The 15593-nt window shown below is 75.2% G+C and carries 11 protein-coding genes and 1 pseudogene; 6 read left to right on the top strand and 6 right to left on the bottom strand.

All coding sequences use genetic code 11. From position 1 onward, the window contains the following. Nucleotides 1-64: 64 nt before the first annotated feature. The 4 genes from thpR to IR170_RS18865 form a co-directional block, all read right to left on the bottom strand. The gene (thpR, locus tag IR170_RS18880; protein ID WP_319805173.1) at nucleotides 65-658 is read right to left on the bottom strand and encodes an RNA 2',3'-cyclic phosphodiesterase; all 594 of its coding nucleotides are present in this window, start codon (nucleotides 656-658) and stop codon (nucleotides 65-67) included. Next, a complete protein-coding gene (locus tag IR170_RS18875) occupies nucleotides 655-1302 on the bottom strand; it encodes a LysE family translocator (protein WP_193666433.1) in 648 nt (215 codons plus the stop codon). Before IR170_RS18875 ends, thpR begins: the two co-directional genes overlap by 4 nt. 100 nt (nucleotides 1303-1402) lie before the next feature. Then, complete coding sequence (locus IR170_RS18870; RefSeq protein ID WP_406603386.1) at nucleotides 1403-2191, bottom strand: VIT1/CCC1 transporter family protein; 789 nt, start codon at nucleotides 2189-2191, stop codon at nucleotides 1403-1405. 66 nt (nucleotides 2192-2257) lie between these two features. Next, nucleotides 2258-3403 carry an acyl-CoA dehydrogenase family protein gene (locus IR170_RS18865; RefSeq protein WP_193666431.1) on the bottom strand — a complete coding sequence of 382 codons (1146 nt, stop codon included), beginning with the start codon at nucleotides 3401-3403 and terminating at the stop codon, nucleotides 2258-2260. A 164-nt stretch (nucleotides 3404-3567) separates the two neighbouring features. On the opposite strand from IR170_RS18865, the gene glgX reads away from it, so the two are divergent. The 5 genes from glgX to IR170_RS18840 are packed head-to-tail and all read left to right on the top strand — an operon-like array spanning nucleotide 3568 to nucleotide 13629. Next, entirely contained in the window at nucleotides 3568-5799 is a 2232-nt protein-coding gene (gene glgX, locus IR170_RS18860) for a glycogen debranching protein GlgX (protein WP_193666430.1), read from the top strand. Continuing rightward, nucleotides 5799-8252 (top strand): malto-oligosyltrehalose synthase, encoded by a 2454-nt coding sequence (gene treY, locus IR170_RS18855; RefSeq protein ID WP_193666429.1) that lies wholly within the window; start codon nucleotides 5799-5801, stop codon nucleotides 8250-8252. The genes glgX and treY overlap by 1 nt, the downstream gene beginning before the upstream one ends. 1 nt (nucleotide 8253) lies before the next feature. Beyond that, nucleotides 8254-10065 carry a malto-oligosyltrehalose trehalohydrolase gene (gene treZ / locus IR170_RS18850; protein ID WP_193666428.1) on the top strand — a complete coding sequence of 604 codons (1812 nt, stop codon included), beginning with the start codon at nucleotides 8254-8256 and terminating at the stop codon, nucleotides 10063-10065. Nucleotides 10066-10123: 58 nt separating this feature from the next. Continuing rightward, a complete protein-coding gene (locus IR170_RS18845; RefSeq protein ID WP_193666427.1) occupies nucleotides 10124-11860 on the top strand; it encodes an ABC transporter transmembrane domain-containing protein in 1737 nt (578 codons plus the stop codon). Then, the gene (locus tag IR170_RS18840) at nucleotides 11857-13629 is read left to right on the top strand and encodes an ABC transporter ATP-binding protein (RefSeq protein WP_193666426.1); all 1773 of its coding nucleotides are present in this window, start codon (nucleotides 11857-11859) and stop codon (nucleotides 13627-13629) included. The genes IR170_RS18845 and IR170_RS18840 overlap by 4 nt, the downstream gene beginning before the upstream one ends. A 105-nt stretch (nucleotides 13630-13734) precedes the next feature. Here the strand turns inward: IR170_RS18840 and IR170_RS18835 are convergent, their stop codons facing one another. After that, a complete protein-coding gene (locus IR170_RS18835) occupies nucleotides 13735-14433 on the bottom strand; it encodes an NAD-dependent deacylase (protein WP_251534848.1) in 699 nt (232 codons plus the stop codon). 117 nt (nucleotides 14434-14550) lie between these two features. Continuing rightward, entirely contained in the window at nucleotides 14551-15114 is a 564-nt protein-coding gene (locus IR170_RS18830) for a DUF4333 domain-containing protein (RefSeq protein ID WP_193666424.1), read from the bottom strand. Nucleotides 15115-15390: 276 nt separating this feature from the next. Between IR170_RS18830 and IR170_RS20545 the strand changes: the two are divergent. Beyond that, nucleotides 15391-15561: pseudogene (locus IR170_RS20545) on the top strand (double zinc ribbon domain-containing protein); the annotation flags it as partial. Between the last annotated feature and the right edge of the window lie 32 nt (nucleotides 15562-15593).

Below are 15593 nucleotides of genomic sequence, written 5' to 3'. Positions count from 1 at the left end.
GCCCCGCCGGCACCCGCGGCGCGCCCCCCGCGCCGCACCGGCGGCGGGCGTGGTGGGGCCGGCCTCAGCCGCCCAGCGGCAGTGTCGCGAGCACCTCGTGGCGCGGTCGCCCGCGCGGGCCCTCCCCGAGGTGGGACGACAGCAGCGCGACCTCGTCGGCGGTCCACGCCGGGCCGGCGTAGGTGTGGAGCAGCCGGACCCAGTCGAGCACCCCGGCGGGAGCGCCGAGACGGCCCACGGTCAGGTGGGGTCGGAAGCGCTGGCCCTCGGGTGCGGCGCCGACGTGCGAGGCCGCGCTCCGCACCCCGGCGGCGAGCCGGTCGAGCTCGGCCCGCGCGTCGTCGTCGAGGTCGAGGCCCGCCCACAGCACGCGCGCGGCCAGCGGGTCGGGGAAGGCGCCGCCGCCGGCGACCCGTGCCCGGAGCGGCGTACGGCGGGCCGCTGCGAGCGCCAGCGCCTCGACCAGGTCGTCGAGCACGCGCTCGGGCGCGGCCGGGCAGAAGCCGAGCGTGAGGTGCACCTGCTCGGCGGCGCTCCAGCGGAAGGGTGCCGCCGCGCGGCGCGGCTCGAGGAACGCGTCGAGGTGCTCGAGCGCCTCCGGCGGCGGCACGAGCGCTACGAAGAGCCGCAGCCGGGCGCCGCGGTCGCGCCCGCTCACGCGCGGTGCCCGGAGGTGGCCGTGGCCACGCCGAGGCCGACCATCATCACGCCGCCGCCGGCCCGCAGGCCCGCGAGCCGGCGGGGGGTGGCGCCCAGCCAGTCGCGCGCGCCCCCGGCGGCCAGCGCCCAGAGGCTGTCTCCGAGCAGGGCCGCCGCGGCGAAGACCAGGCCGAGCACGACCAGCTGCGCCGTCACCGACCCGGCGCCGTGGTCGACGAACTGGGGGAGCACCGCCACCAGGAAGACCACGGTCTTGGGGTTGGTGACACCGACCAGGAAGCCCTCGCGCACGATCCGGGCGCCGGCGCGGGGCGCGGACGCGGCCGCACCGGCGTCCGGGCCGGTCCCACCGTCGCGGCGGTGGCGCACGGCCTGCACCCCGAGGAGCACCAGGTAGGCGGCCCCGGCGAGCCTCAGCGCGCCGAGCAGCACCACCGACTCGGCCACCACCGCCCCCACGCCCAGGGCGACCGCCGCCACCAGCGGCACGAAGCCGAGCGCGTTGCCGAGCACGGTGAGCAGCCCGGCCCGCCGGCCCAGCGCCAGCGACCGACCCACCACGAAGAGCACGCTGGGCCCCGGCACGGCCACCAGGGCCAGCGAGGTCAGCGCGAAGGCGAGGAGCAGCGCGGGGGACGGCACGCGCCGATGCTAGGAGCCGGCCGCGCGCCGCGTCGACGCGTTTTCCCGGAGACCGCCGCGACGGCCGAGGCCCCCGGACCGGCCGGGCCCGGGTGCTCGGTCAGCCGATGCGGGTGCCGAGCAGGGCGCCGACGAGGTAGGTGACGCCCATGGCGAAGAGGCCGCCGGCGACGTTGCGCACCAGGGCGCGCTGCGGGGGGCCGTCGGAGAGGCGGGCGCTGGTCCAGCCGGTGAGGGCCAGGGCGAGGGCGACCGAGACGACGGTGACCCAGATCCGCAGCGAGGCCGGCACGAGGGTGATGGTCAGCAGCGGGAGCAGCGCGCCGAGGGTGAAGGCGACCATCGAGGCGAAGGCCGCCGACCAGGGGCTGGTGAGGTCCTCGGGGTCGATGCCCAGCTCGGCCTCGGCGTGCGCGCCGAGGGCGTCGTGCTCGGTGAGCTGGCGCGCGACCTGGAGCGCGAGGTCCTGCGAGAGGCCCTTGTCGACGTAGAGCCCCGCCAGCTCGGCCAGCTCGTCCTCGGGGTCCTCGCGCAGCTCGCGCTCCTCCTTGGCCAGCAGCGCCTCCTCGGCGTCGCGCTGGGTGCTGACCGAGACGTACTCCCCCGCGCCCATGCTGAGCGCACCGGCGGTGAGGCCCGCGACGCCGGCCACGAGGATCGCGGTGCGGTCGGTGGTCGCGCCCGCCACGCCCATCACGATGCCGGCGGTCGACACGATGCCGTCGTTGGCCCCGAGCACGCCGGCGCGCAGCCAGTTGAGGCGGTTGTTGCGGCCCTCGACGTGCGGCTCGTCGGCGTGGGGGCCGGGCTGGGGCTCGCCGGGGAGCCCGTCGGCGCCGTGGTCGAGGTCGGTGGTCACGCGCCGATCATGACCCCGACCGCTGCCCACGACAAGGAAGGCGAGGCTGGGCTGCCCGCCCTCCTCGACGGGCCGGCCGGAGCCGCACCGGGGCGCTCAGAGGCCGAGGTCGCGGCCGATGAGCTCCTTCATGATCTCGTTGGAGCCGGCCCAGATCTTCGAGACGCGGGCGTCCTTCCAGGCGCGGGCCACGCGGTACTCGTTCATGAACCCGTAGCCTCCGTGCAGCTGCACGCAGTGGTCGAGCACGTCGTTCTGCACCTGCGAGGTCCACCACTTGGCCTTGGCGGCGTCGATGGGGGTCAGCTCGGCGCGGGTGTGGGCGAGCACGCACTCGTCGACGAAGGACTGGGTGACGTCGATCTGGGTCACCAGCTCGGCGAGCAGGAACTTGTTGTGCTGGAAGGAGCCGATGCCCTGGCCGAAGGCCTTGCGCTCCTGGGCGTAGACGATGGTCTCGGCGAGGATCTGCTTGGCGTGGGCCAGGTTGGAGACCGCGCAGTTGAGCCGCTCCTGCGGGAGGTTCTGCATCATGTGGATGAAGCCCTGGTCGAGCTCGCCCACGACGTCGTCGTCGGTGAGGCGCAGGTCCTCGAAGAACAGCTCGGCGGTGTCGGACTCGGGCTGGCCGACCTTGTCGAGCTTGCGCCCGCGCGAGAAGCCGGGCAGCGAGGTGGAGACGCCGAAGAGCGTGATGCCCTTGGCCTTCTTCTCCGGGGAGGTGCGGGCGGCCACGACGACGAGGTCGGCGGAGTAGCCGTTGGTGATGAAGGTCTTCGAGCCGTTGAGCACCCACTGGTCGCCGTCGCGCACCGCGGTGGTCTTGAGCGCGGCCAGGTCGGAGCCGCCGGAGGGCTCGGTCATGCCGATGGCGGTGAGCAGCTCGCCGCCGGCCACGCCCGGCAGCCAGCGCTGGCGCTGCTCCTCGGAGGTCAGCTCCACGAGGTAGGGCGCCACGATGTCGGAGTGGATGCCCACGCAGGAGGGCAGCGAGGCGTTGACCTTCGACAGCTCCTCGGTGAGCACCGCGTTGAAGCGGTAGTCGCCGGCGCCCATGCCGCCGTACTGCTCGGGCACCTCGAGGCCGAGCAGGCCCTGCTTGCCGGCCTCGAGCCAGAAGTCGCGGGGCAGGCCCTTGGCCTCCAGGTGCTCCTCGGCGTGCGGGGTGACGGAGCGGTCGACGAACTCCTTCACCGATGCCCGGAACGCCTCGTGGTCCTCGTCGTAGATCGCGCGCTTCATGGCGCCAGGCTACCGATGGGTAACCGAGGGGTGAAGACACCCCGGGAGAGGGGTGGATCACGCCCTGCCCCCCTCAGGGGTGGGCCTGCCACCGGCCCGTCATGCTTTGATCGATCCAAGGTTGGACCCCCACCCGCACCCTCGAGAACCAGCACGGAGTACCCATGGAGATCTGGCCCGGCCACGCCTACCCGCTCGGAGCGACCTACGACGGGAGCGGCACCAACTTCGCCCTCTTCAGCGAGGTCGCCGAGCGCGTGGAGCTGTGCCTCTTCGAGGGCAGCGGCGAGGACTTCACCGAGACCCGCCTGGAGCTGACCGAGGTCGACGCCCACGTCTGGCACTGCTACCTCCCGCAGGTGCAGCCCGGCCAGCGCTACGGCTACCGCGTGCACGGCCCCTGGGCGCCCGAGCAGGGCCTGCGCTGCAACCCCAACAAGCTGCTGCTCGACCCCTACGCCAAGGCGACCACCCACGAGATCGACTGGGACCCCAGCCTCTTCGCCTACGAGTTCGGCGACGAGGAGTCGCGCAACGACGACGACTCCGCCGCCCACATGATGCTCGGCGTCGTCATCAACCCCTTCTTCGACTGGGAGGGCGACCGCAAGCCGCACGTGCCCTACAACGAGACGGTCATCTACGAGGCCCACGTCAAGGGCCTCACCGAGCTGCACCCCGACGTGCCCGAGGCGCTGCGCGGCACCTACGCCGGCCTGGCCCACCCCTCGGTCACCAGCCACCTCAAGCGGCTCGGGGTGACCGCGATCGAGCTGATGCCGGTGCACCAGTTCATCCAGGACAACACGCTGCTCGAGAAGGGCCTGCGCAACTACTGGGGCTACAACACCCTCGCCTTCCTGGCCCCCCACGCCGACTACGCCGCCGCCGCGCGCGACGAGCACGGCCGCGGGATGCAGGTGCAGGAGTTCAAGGCCATGGTCAAGGCCATGCACGCCGAGGGCATCGAGGTCATCCTCGACGTCGTCTACAACCACACCGCCGAGGGCAACCACCTCGGCCCCACGCTGAGCTTCAAGGGCATCGACAACCAGGCCTACTACCGCCTGGTCGAGGACGACCAGCGCTACTACATGGACTACACGGGCACCGGCAACAGCCTCAACGTGCGCCACCCCCACTCGCTGCAGCTGATCATGGACTCGCTGCGCTACTGGGTCACCGAGATGCACGTCGACGGCTTCCGCTTCGACCTCGCCTCCACCCTGGCCCGCGAGTTCTACGAGGTCGACCGCCTCGCCACCTTCTTCGAGCTCGTGCAGCAGGACCCGGTGGTCAGCCAGGTCAAGCTCATCGCCGAGCCCTGGGACGTCGGCCCCGGCGGCTACCAGGTCGGCGGCTTCCCGCCCCAGTGGTCGGAGTGGAACGGCGCCTACCGCGACGTCGTGCGCGACTTCTGGCGCGGCGAGCCCTCCCTGGGCGACTTCGCCAGCCGCCTGGCCGGCTCCTCCGACCTCTACGAGCACTCGGGTCGCCGCCCCTTCGCCAGCATCAACTTCGTCACCGCCCACGACGGCTTCACGCTGCGCGACCTCGTCTCCTACAACGAGAAGCACAACGAGGCCAACGGCGAGGACAACAACGACGGCGAGAGCCACAACCGCTCGTGGAACCACGGCGTCGAGGGCCCCACCGACGACGAGGCCGTGCTCGAGCTGCGCGCCCGCACCCAGCGCAACTACCTCACCACCCTGCTGCTCTCCCAGGGCGTGCCGATGCTGCTGCACGGCGACGAGGCCGGCCGCACCCAGGACGGCAACAACAACACCTACGCCCAGGACTCCGAGATCGCCTGGATGCACTGGGACCGCCTCGACGAGCCGCTGGTGGAGTTCACCGCCTCCGTCGCGCGGCTGCGCGCCGAGCACCCGACCTTCCGCCGCAAGCGGTTCTTCACCGGCAACGAGGTGCGCTCCGACGACGGCGAGCGCCTCGACGACATCGTGTGGCTGCACACCGAGGGCCGCCCCATGGGCGACGGCGACTGGGAGGCCGGCGACGCCGAGGGCGGCTGCCGCGCGATCGGCATGTACCTCAACGGCCAGGGCATCGCGGGTCTCGACGCCCGCGGCCAGCGCATCGTCGACGACCACTTCCTGCTCTACTTCCACCCCTGCGCGGAGGACGTCGAGGTCACCCTGCCCCCCGGTGAGTACGCCGAGCGCTGGAGCGTGGTCATCGACACCGCCGGCAGCCACGAGCGCGGCCAGGCCCTCGACGCCGGCGCGGCCCTGCCGCTGACCGGGCGCAGCGTCGTGGTGCTCCAGCAGCACGCCGACGTCGAGCCCGAGCCCGACAGCTCCGTGGCCGCCTCGGTCAAGGCGCTGACCACCACCACCGAGCAGACCGCCGCCGGCGGTCCCGAGGACGTCTGATGGCCGGCACCTCCCCCGCGTCCGGGGCCGCCCCCGCCGGTGGCACCCGGCGACCGGTGTCGACGTACCGCCTGCAGATCACCGAGGACTTCGACCTGCACACCGCGGCGGGGCGGCTGGAGTACTTGCGCGACCTCGGCGTCGACTGGGTCTACCTCTCGCCGCTGCTGGCCGCCGAGCCCGGCAGCGACCACGGCTACGACGTGGTCGCCCACGACCGCGTCGACGAGTCCCGCGGCGGCGCCGAGGGCCTGGCCGCGCTGTCGGCCGAGGCCCGCCGGCTCGGGCTGGGCGTGCTCGTCGACATCGTGCCCAACCACGTCGGCGTGGCCACGCCCACCGACGAGCAGTGGTGGTGGGACGTGCTCAAGCTCGGCCGCGAGTCGGAGCACGCCACCGCCTTCGACGTCGACTGGGCCGCCGGCGACGGCCGCATCAGGATCCCGGTCGTCGGCGACGACGACCTGCCCGAGGGCGACGGCGGACCCATCGGCCACCTCGCCCTCTCCCCCGACCGCGGCGAGCTGCTCTACCACGACAACCACTACCCCGTGGCCCCCGGCACGGCCGGCCCCGGCACCGAGGGCGGCGACGACCCGCAGGCCGTCCACGCGCTGCAGCACTACGAGCTCGTCAGCTGGCACACCGCCGACGACGGGCTCAACTACCGCCGCTTCTTCGCCGTCAACACCCTCGCCGCGCTGCGCGTGGAGGACCCCGAGGTCTTCGCCGAGTCGCACCGCGAGATCCGCCGCTGGTTCACCGAGGGCCTCGTCGACGGCCTGCGCGTCGACCACCCCGACGGCCTGCGCGACCCCCAGCGCTACCTCGACGACCTGCGCGACCTCACCGGCGGCGCCTACGTGCTCGTCGAGAAGATCCTCGAGCCCGGCGAGCGGCTCAGCGACTCCTGGGCCACCGACGGCACCACCGGCTACGACGCCCTGGGCCACCTCGACCGCGTGCTCACCGACCCCGCCGGCCAGGCGCCGCTCGACGCGCTCGAGACCCGCCTGCGCGGCCACGAGGTCGACTGGGCCGCGATGATCCACGACACCAAGCGCGAGGTCGCCGACGGCATCCTCGGCAGCGAGGTCCGCCGGATCACCCGCGAGGTCCGCCGGGTCACCACCGAGGCCCCCGAGGCCGCGGTCGTCGACGCCGTGGCCGAGCTGCTGGCCTGCTTCCCCGTCTACCGCTCCTACCTGCCCGACGGCGTCGAGCACCTCGACGAGGCCTTCGCGCTGGCCCGCGAGCACCGCCCCGACCTGGCCGGCACCCTCGACGTGCTGCGCCCCGTGCTCGGCGACATCTGGCACCCGCCGGCCCGCCGCTTCCAGCAGACCAGCGGCATGGTCATGGCCAAGGGCGTCGAGGACTGCGCCTTCTACCGCTGGTCGCGCCTGACCTCCCTCAACGAGGTCGGCGGCGACCCCAGCGTCTTCGCCCTGCCCGTCACCGCCTTCCACGAGGCGATGACCGAGCGGCAGCGGGAGTGGCCCCACGCCATGACCACGCTCTCGACCCACGACACCAAGCGCGGCGAGGACGTGCGCGCCCGCATCACCGTGCTCGCCGAACGTCCCGAGGCCTGGGCCGCCGCCCTGGAGCGGCTGCTGGCCCTCGCGCCGCTCCCCGACCCCGGCTTCGGCTCGCTGCTGTGGCAGGCCGTGCTGGGCGCCTGGCCGGCGAGCACCGACGGCTCCGGGGTCACCGGCGAGGTGCCCGCCGACCTGCGCGAGCGCCTCCACGGCTACGCGATGAAGGCGATGCGCGAGGCCGGCGACCGCACCACCTGGACCGAGCCCGACGAGGCCTACGAGGCGGCGGTCCACGCCGCCGTCGACGCCGCGATCGACTCCGCCGAGGTCCGTGCCGTGCTCGACGGCCTGCTCGCGCAGGTCACCGGGCCGGGCTGGAGCAACGCCCTGGCCGCCAAGCTGGTGGCGATCACGATGCCCGGCGTGCCCGACGTCTACCAGGGCTCCGAGCTGTGGGAGCAGTCGCTGGTCGACCCCGACAACCGGCGCCCCGTCGACTTCGACGACCGCGTCGCGCTGCTCGCCGAGGTCGCCGCCGACGGCGCCGGGGCTCCGTCGCTGACCGCCTCGGTCGACGACCACGGCGCGGCCAAGCTCCGCGTCACGGCCCGCGCCCTCGGCCTGCGCCGTGGGCGGCCCGAGCTCTTCTCGTCGTACGACGGGGTGCGCGCGAGCGGCCCCGCGGCCGACCACGTGCTCGCCTTCGACCGCGGCGGCGCGGTCACCGTGGCCACGCGGCTGCCCGCCGGGCTCGCCGGACGCGGCGGCTGGCAGGACACCCGGCTCGAGCTGCCGGCCGGCGCGTGGCGCGACGTGGTCTCCGACCGCGTCGTGACCGCCGACGAGCAGGGGCTCGCGCTCGACGACGTGCTCGCGACCTACCCCGTCGCGCTGCTGGTGAGGGAGGACTGACATGACCGGGACCACCGGTTCGACGACCGGCACGACCCGCGCACCCGTGCGCAGGCCCTTCGACGTCTGGGCGCCCGTGCCCGACCGGGTGCGGCTGCACGTCGCCGGCGCCGAGCCGGTGCCGATGACCCGCGGCGACGGCGGCTGGTGGACCCCGGCGGGCGAGGTGCCCGGCGCCGGCTCCGGCCCCGTCGACTACGGCTACCTGCTCGACGACGACGACACCCCGCGGCCCGACCCGCGCTCGCGGCGCCAGCCCGACGGCGTCCACGGCCTCTCGCGCAGCTTCGACCCCTCGGCGTACGCCTGGGGCGACGGCGCCTGGACCGGGCGCCAGCTCGCCGGCTCGGTCGTCTACGAGCTCCACGTCGGCACCTTCACCCCCGAGGGCACCCTCGACGCCGCGCTGGGGCGCCTCGACCACCTGGTCGACCTCGGCGTCGACCTCGTCGAGGTGATGCCGGTCAACGCCTTCAACGGCACCCACAACTGGGGCTACGACGGCGTCGACTGGTTCGCCGTGGACGAGTCCTACGGCGGGCCCGAGGCCTACCAGCGCTTCGTCGACGGCTGCCACGCCGCCGGGCTCGGCGTGGTGCAGGACGTCGTCTACAACCACCTCGGCCCCTCCGGCAACTACCTGCCGCTCTACGGGCCCTACCTCACCGAGGGCCGCAACACCTGGGGCGACCTGGTCAACCTCGACCAGGAGGGCTCCGCGGAGGTGCGCCGCTACATCCTCGACAACGTCGCGATGTGGCTCGAGGACTACCACGTCGACGCGCTGCGCCTCGACGCCGTGCACGCGCTGCAGGACACCTCCGCGGTGCACCTGCTGGAGGAGATGGGCCTCGAGGTCGCGGCACTGTCGGCGCACCTGCGTCGCCCGCTCACGCTGATCGCGGAGTCCGACCTCAACGACGCCCGCATGGTCACCCCCCGCGAGGGCGGCGGGCGCGGTCTCGACGCGCAGTGGAGCGACGACTTCCACCACGCCGTGCACGTCGCGCTCACCGGCGAGACCACCGGCTACTACGCCGACTTCGAGCCGCTCGAGGCGCTGGCCAAGGTGATGACCCGCGGCTTCCTCCACGACGGCACCTACAGCTCCTTCCGCGAGGCCGACCACGGCCGGCCCGTCGACACCGCGACCATGCCGACCTGGCGCCTGGTGGTCTGCAACCAGAACCACGACCAGATCGGCAACCGCGCCGTCGGCGACCGGCTCACCGAGCACCTCGACGAGGGCGGCCTCGGTCTGGCCGCGCTGCTCACGCTCACCGGCCCCTTCACCCCGATGCTCTTCCAGGGCGAGGAGTGGGCGGCCTCCACGCCGTTCCAGTTCTTCACCAGCCACCCCGAGCCCGAGCTGGGCACGGCGACCGCCGAGGGGCGGATCGCGGAGTTCGCGAAGATGGGCTGGGACCCCGACGCCGTGCCCGACCCGCAGGACCCCGCGACCTTCGAGCGCTCGAAGCTGGACTGGTCGCAGGTCGAGGACCCCGCGGCCGGCGACGGCGTGCACGCCCGCGTGCTCGACCTCTACCGCCGCCTCGTCGCCCTGCGCCGGGCCCGCTCCGAGCTCACCGACCCCGCGTTCGGCGCCACCACCTGCGAGGTCGACGCGTCGGCCCGGCTGGTCACCCTGGGCCGCGGCGCGCTGCGCGTGGTCGCCAACCTGGGCGACCGGCCCGTCGTGGTCACCACCGGCCCGGGCGAGGTGCTCCTGGCCACCGCCGACGGGGTCGTCCTGGACGCCTCCGGCACGCTCACCCTGCCCGCCCACGCGGGCGCGGTGGTCGAGCCGGCCTGACGCGTCCGCGGCACGCCCCACCCGCTCGGCGGCGGGCAAGTAAGGCTAGCCTTACCCGGTGCCGACGACCTCCGCTCCCGCGCCGGCCACCGGCGGGGCGCTGCTGCGGCGGGCGCTGCGGCGCAACGCCCCACGGCTCGGCGGCGCGTCGGCGCTGATCGCGGTGTGGCAGGTGTGCGAGGCCATGGTGCCGGTGATGATCGGGGTGGTCGTCGACCGCGCGGTCGCCACCGGGTCGTGGTCGGCGCTGGCGCTGTGGGGCGGGGTGCTCTGCGCGCTCTTCGCGACCCTGGCCTTCAGCTACCGCGGCGGGGCGATCGTCGGCGAGGGCGCGCTGCAGCGCGAGGGCCACCGGCTGCGCACGGAGGTGTCGGGCCACCTGCTCGACCCCCGGGGCGCCCGCGCCGACCAGGTGCCCGGCGACCTGCTCGCGGTGGCCACCGGCGACGCCGACCAGGCCGCGGCGGTGCTGCGCCAGGCGTGGTTCGCGGTGGCGGCGGTGGCCGGCTTCGCGGTCACCGCGGTGGTGCTGGCCCGCATCGACCTGGTGCTGACGCTGGTGGTGCTGGTCGGCGTACCGGTCGCGCTGCTCGTCAACCACCTGCTGGCCGGCCCCCTCACCCGCCGCAGCGCGGTGCGCCAGGAGGCGCTCGGACGCGCCACCGGCATCGCCACCGACCTCGTCACCGGCCTGCGCCCGCTCAAGGGCATCGGCGCCGAGGACGTCGCGCTGGCGCGCTACCGCCGCGAGAGCCACCGCGCCGCCGAGGCCAGCGTCGCCGCCGCCCGCTGGGAGGGCCTGCTGTACGGCGCGACCCAGGGGCTCAGCGGCGTCGTGCTGGTGGTGGTCGCCCTGGTCGCGGGCTCGCGCGCCCTCGACGGGGCGCTGAGCATCGGGGAGCTCATCGCGGTCGTCGGCCTCGCGCAGTTCGTGGCCGAGCCGCTGCAGACCCTGGCCTACTTCGTGGCCCAGCTCGCCCAGTCGCGGGCCTCGGCCGACCGCCTCGTCACGGTGCTCGCCACGCCCCGGCTGCTGCTCGCGGGGGAGGCCGAGGCCACCGGCCCGGCCGACCTCGCCCTCCACGACGTCCACAGCGGCACGCTGCGGGGCGTGGACCTGCGCGCCGCCCCCGGCGAGCTGGTCGCCGTCGTGGCCGAGGACCCCGCCGACGCCGCCGCCCTGGTGCGGCTGCTGCGCGGTGAGCTGCGCCCCGACCGCGGCGAGGTGCGCCTCGGCGGCACACCGCTCACCGACCTGACGCTGGCCGAGACCCGCCGGCTGCTGCTGGTCGCCGACCACCAGGTCGACCTCTTCGAGGGCACCCTGCGCAGCAACGTCGACCCCGGCGGCCGCCTCGACGACGAGCGCCTCGCGGCCGTGCTCGTCGCCTCGGCGGCCGACGAGGTGGTCGCCCACTGCGCGGGCGGGCTGGAGGAGCCGGTCACGGTCGGCGGCACCACGCTCTCCGGCGGGCAGCGCCAGCGGGTCGGGCTGGCCCGCGCCCTCGCCGCGCCGGCCCCCGTGCTCGTGCTCCACGACCCCACCACCGCCGTCGACGCCGCCACCGAGCACCGCATCGCCGCCGCCCTCGTCGCGGAGCGCCACCCGGGCGACCAGGGGGCGGCGGCCGCCACGAGCGCCGCGCCCACGACGCTGCTGCTCACGAGCAGCCCGGTGCTGCTGGCGCGCGCCCACCGCGTCGTGCACCTCGACGCGGGACGGGTGAGGGCCACCGGCACCCACGCGCAGCTGGTGCGCGACGACAGCGCCTACCGCGAGGCGGTGCTGCGATGACCACCCTGCTCCCCCGCTCCACCCCCCGCGAGGCCGCCCGGCTGACGCTGACCCTGCTGCGCCGCCGTCGCCTCGACGTCGCGCTCACCGCCGGGCTCTACGTGCTCGTCGGGCTGGCCGGTCTCGTCGCGCCCTGGCAGCTCGGCGCCGTCGTCGACACCGTCGCCGAGGGCGGCAGCCGAGACGACGTCGTGCGCTCGGCGCTGTGGATCCTCGGCGCCGGCGTCGTGGTCATGGTCGGCACCGCGCTCGCCACGGGCCGCCTGGCGCGGGCGGGTGAGCCGGCGCTGGCCGAGCTGCGCGAGCAGGCCCTCGACCGGGCGCTGCACCTCGACGGCGCCACCGTCGAGCAGGCCGGCAGCGGCGACCTGCTCAGCCGCGTCGGCGACGACGTGCGCCTCGTCGCGCAGTCGCTCACCGAGGTCGTGCCCCTGCTGGTGGGCTCGGCGCTCGCGATCGTGCTCACCGCCGGCGGGCTCTTCGCGCTCGACTGGCGGCTGGGGCTGGCCGGGCTGCTGACGGCCCCGGCGTACGTGCGGGCGCTGCGGTGGTACCTCCCCCGCTCCGCCCCCCTCTACCAGCGCGAGCGCGAGGCCAACGGCGTGCGCGCGCAGGCCTTCCTCACCGGCGTGCACGGCAGCCGCACCCTGCGCGCCCACGGGCTCTCCGCCGCCCACCAGGAGCAGGTCGACGCCGCCTCGTGGGCCTCGGCACGGATCTCCCTCGACGTGGTCGGCTTCTTCACCCGCTTCGGGCTGCGGCTCAACCGCGCCGAGCTGGTGGGCCTGCTGCTCGTGCTCGTCGCGGGCTTCCTGCTGGTGCGCGCCGGGGAGGCCAGCGTCGGCGAGGTCACCGCCGCGGGGCTGTACTTCCACCGGCTCTTCAACCCCATCGGCGCCGTGCTCTTCCTCTTCGACGCCGCCCAGTCGGCCGGCGCCTCGCTGACCCGCCTCGCCGGCCTCGCGCTGCTGCCCGCGCGCGTGCCGCCCCACGGCACCCGCGCCGGCACCGACACGACCCTGGAGGTCCGCGACCTCACCCACGAGTACGCCGAGGGCCGCCCGGCCGTCGACGGGGTGTCGCTGCGGGTGCCCGCCGGGCAGCGCGTGGCCGTCGTCGGGGCCAGCGGCGCGGGCAAGACCACCCTCGGCTCGGTGGTCGCCGGGCGCCTCGCCCCCACCCGCGGGGAGGTGCTGGTCGGCGGCCTGCCCGCCGACCGGGTCGTCGCGCCGGGTCGCGCGGGCCGACCGACCGTGGCGCTGGTGAGCCAGGAGGTGCACGTCTTCACCGGCAGCGTGCGCGACAACCTCACCCTGGCCCACCCCGGGGCCGAGGAGGCCGAGGTGGTCGACGCCCTCGACGCCGTCGGGGCGCTCGGCTGGGTGCGGGCGCTGCCCGAGGCCCTCGACACCGCGGTGGGCGCCTCCGCCCACCCGCTCACCCCGGCCCAGGCCCAGCAGCTCGCGCTGGCCCGCGTCGTGCTGGCCGATCCGCTCGTGGTCGTGCTCGACGAGGCCACCGCCGAGGCCGGCTCCGCCGGCGCCCGCGACCTCGAGGCCGCTGCCCTCGCCGTCACCCGCGGGCGCACCTCGCTGACCATCGCCCACCGGCTCACCCAGGCCGCCAGCGCCGACCGGGTGGTCGTGATGGCGGCCGGCCGCGTCGTCGAGGACGGCCCCCACGACGACCTCGTCGCCGCCGGCGGCCCCTACGCCCGCCTCTGGGCGGCCTGGTCGGGCACCGAGCCCGCTCCGCCCGCGCAGCTGTGACGCCGGGTCGCCTCCTCTGCCGGCCCGTCGTGACGAACGGCAGATGCGCTGACGGGGCGTGATCGCTGGGCGGCGCGGCGTGACCGGTGGCGGCGCGCGGCGGGGTCAGTCGGCGGCGGGGCCGAGGAGGTCCTCGACCCAGGCGGGCACGAGGACGCCGGCGGGGCCGTGGCGGGCCTCGCGGAACCACGCGGTGCCCTCGCTGGGCTGCAGGTTGAGCTCGAGGGTGGGCACACCGTGGCGGGCGGCCTGCTGCACGAAGCCGGCGGCGGGGTAGACCGCGCCGGAGGTGCCGATGGAGACGAAGAGGTCGGCGCGGCCGAGGGAGTCGAGGATGCGGTCCATCTCGTAGGGGATCTCCCCGAACCACACCACGTCGGGCCGCAGCGCCGGGGCCCCGCATCCGGGGCAGGCGGGGTCACCGCCCATCGGGCCGTCCCAAGGGTGACGGCCCTCGCACGCCAGGCACCACGCCTTGAGCAGCTCGCCGTGCATGTGCAGCACCCGGGTGGAGCCCGCGCGCTCGTGCAGGTCGTCGATGTTCTGGGTCACCACGAGCAGGTCGTCGCCCAGCGCCTCCTCCAGCCGCGCGAGCGCGCGGTGGGCGGGGTTGGGCACGACGCCGGCGAGCGCGGCGCGACGCGCGTCGTAGAACTCGTGGACGAGCACCGGGTCGGCCACGAAGGCCTCCGGGGTGGCGACGTCCTCGACGCGGTGGCCCTCCCACAGCCCGTCGGCGTCGCGGAAGGTCGGCACCCCGCTCTCGGCGGAGATGCCCGCCCCGGTCAGCACGACGATCCTCACGGCCGCCACCCTAGGGGGTCCCCGCGCGCGGGTCGCCCCGCCGCGTCCGGGGAGCGACCGCGCGGACGGCCGCGCGGACGGCCCCGGGTCGGCGGGCGGCCCCGAGGCGTACGGCGCTCAGCCCGCGTCGGCGATGTCGAAGGTGACCTGGAGGCCGTCGTTGCCCGTCGACGTCGCCTCCACGGCGCCCTCGCCGTCGGGCGAGGCGATCTCGCAGCGCGAGGTGTCGCCCGCGGTGGCCGAGAGGTCGTCGGAGCACTCGACGGAGTCCACGGTGATGCCCTGGCCCTCGACGTAGTCGGTCACGAAGTCGGCCAGCGCCGCGGCGGTGACGTAGAGGTCGATGGAGAAGTCGACGTCGTCCTCGTTGACGGTCTCCACGGTGGCGCGGATGTTGGTCTGCTGCGGGTCGCCCTCGGCGGTGGCGACGCACTCCTGCGAGGCGCCCTCCTCGGCGTCGAGGTCGCCCTCGCAGGTGACGTCGATGGTGTCGGCGTCGGCCCCGGTGATGAAGCCCGCGACCTGGGTCTCGAGCTCCTCCTGGGCGACCGTCGCCGTCTCGGTGCCGGCGCTGACCGAGCCGCTGCAGCCCGCGGCCAGCAGGGCGGCGGCCGCGGCGAGCGCGAGGCCCGCGCGACGGGCGGGCGACGACGTGGAGGGCTGACGGGTGGGACGCGGCACGGGACACCTCGGCGGTCGACCTGGCTGCCCGCGGTCGCGGGCCCGCGCCAGTATGGAGCCGTCCGCGCCCCCGCCGGGCCCGAACGCCCGCGCCCGGTCCACCCGGTCTAGCCGTCCCCCGCGCCGGCACCGCGGGGCCTGCTCGACCTGCGTCATTACGCCGCACTGGCGGCGAGGTCGTCATAGGGTCGCGGTGCCCGCTCCACGGGCTGTTGTGAGGGTGGTTCTCGTGACGGCTGCACGCGCCGTCACCGGTGCCGTGCTCCGAGCAGCCCGATGGCCCAGGGAACGGGCAGACTCAGAGAGAGGGGGCGACGGGTGCTGCAGTGCCCCCGCTGTGACCACGTCGGGTCCGAGGGCGCGAAGTTCTGCGCGGAGTGCGGCTCGGCGCTGGCCCGCCGATGTGCGGGGTGCGGACACACAGCACCGGCGCGCAACAGGTTCTGCTCCGAGTGCGGCGCACCGATGGCGGCTGACGT

Origin of the sequence: Nocardioides kribbensis (genome assembly GCF_015070375.1) — a bacterium.
In the GTDB taxonomy this organism is placed as follows: domain Bacteria; phylum Actinomycetota; class Actinomycetes; order Propionibacteriales; family Nocardioidaceae; genus Nocardioides; species Nocardioides kribbensis.
This window is presented reverse-complemented; position numbering and strand designations above follow the sequence as displayed.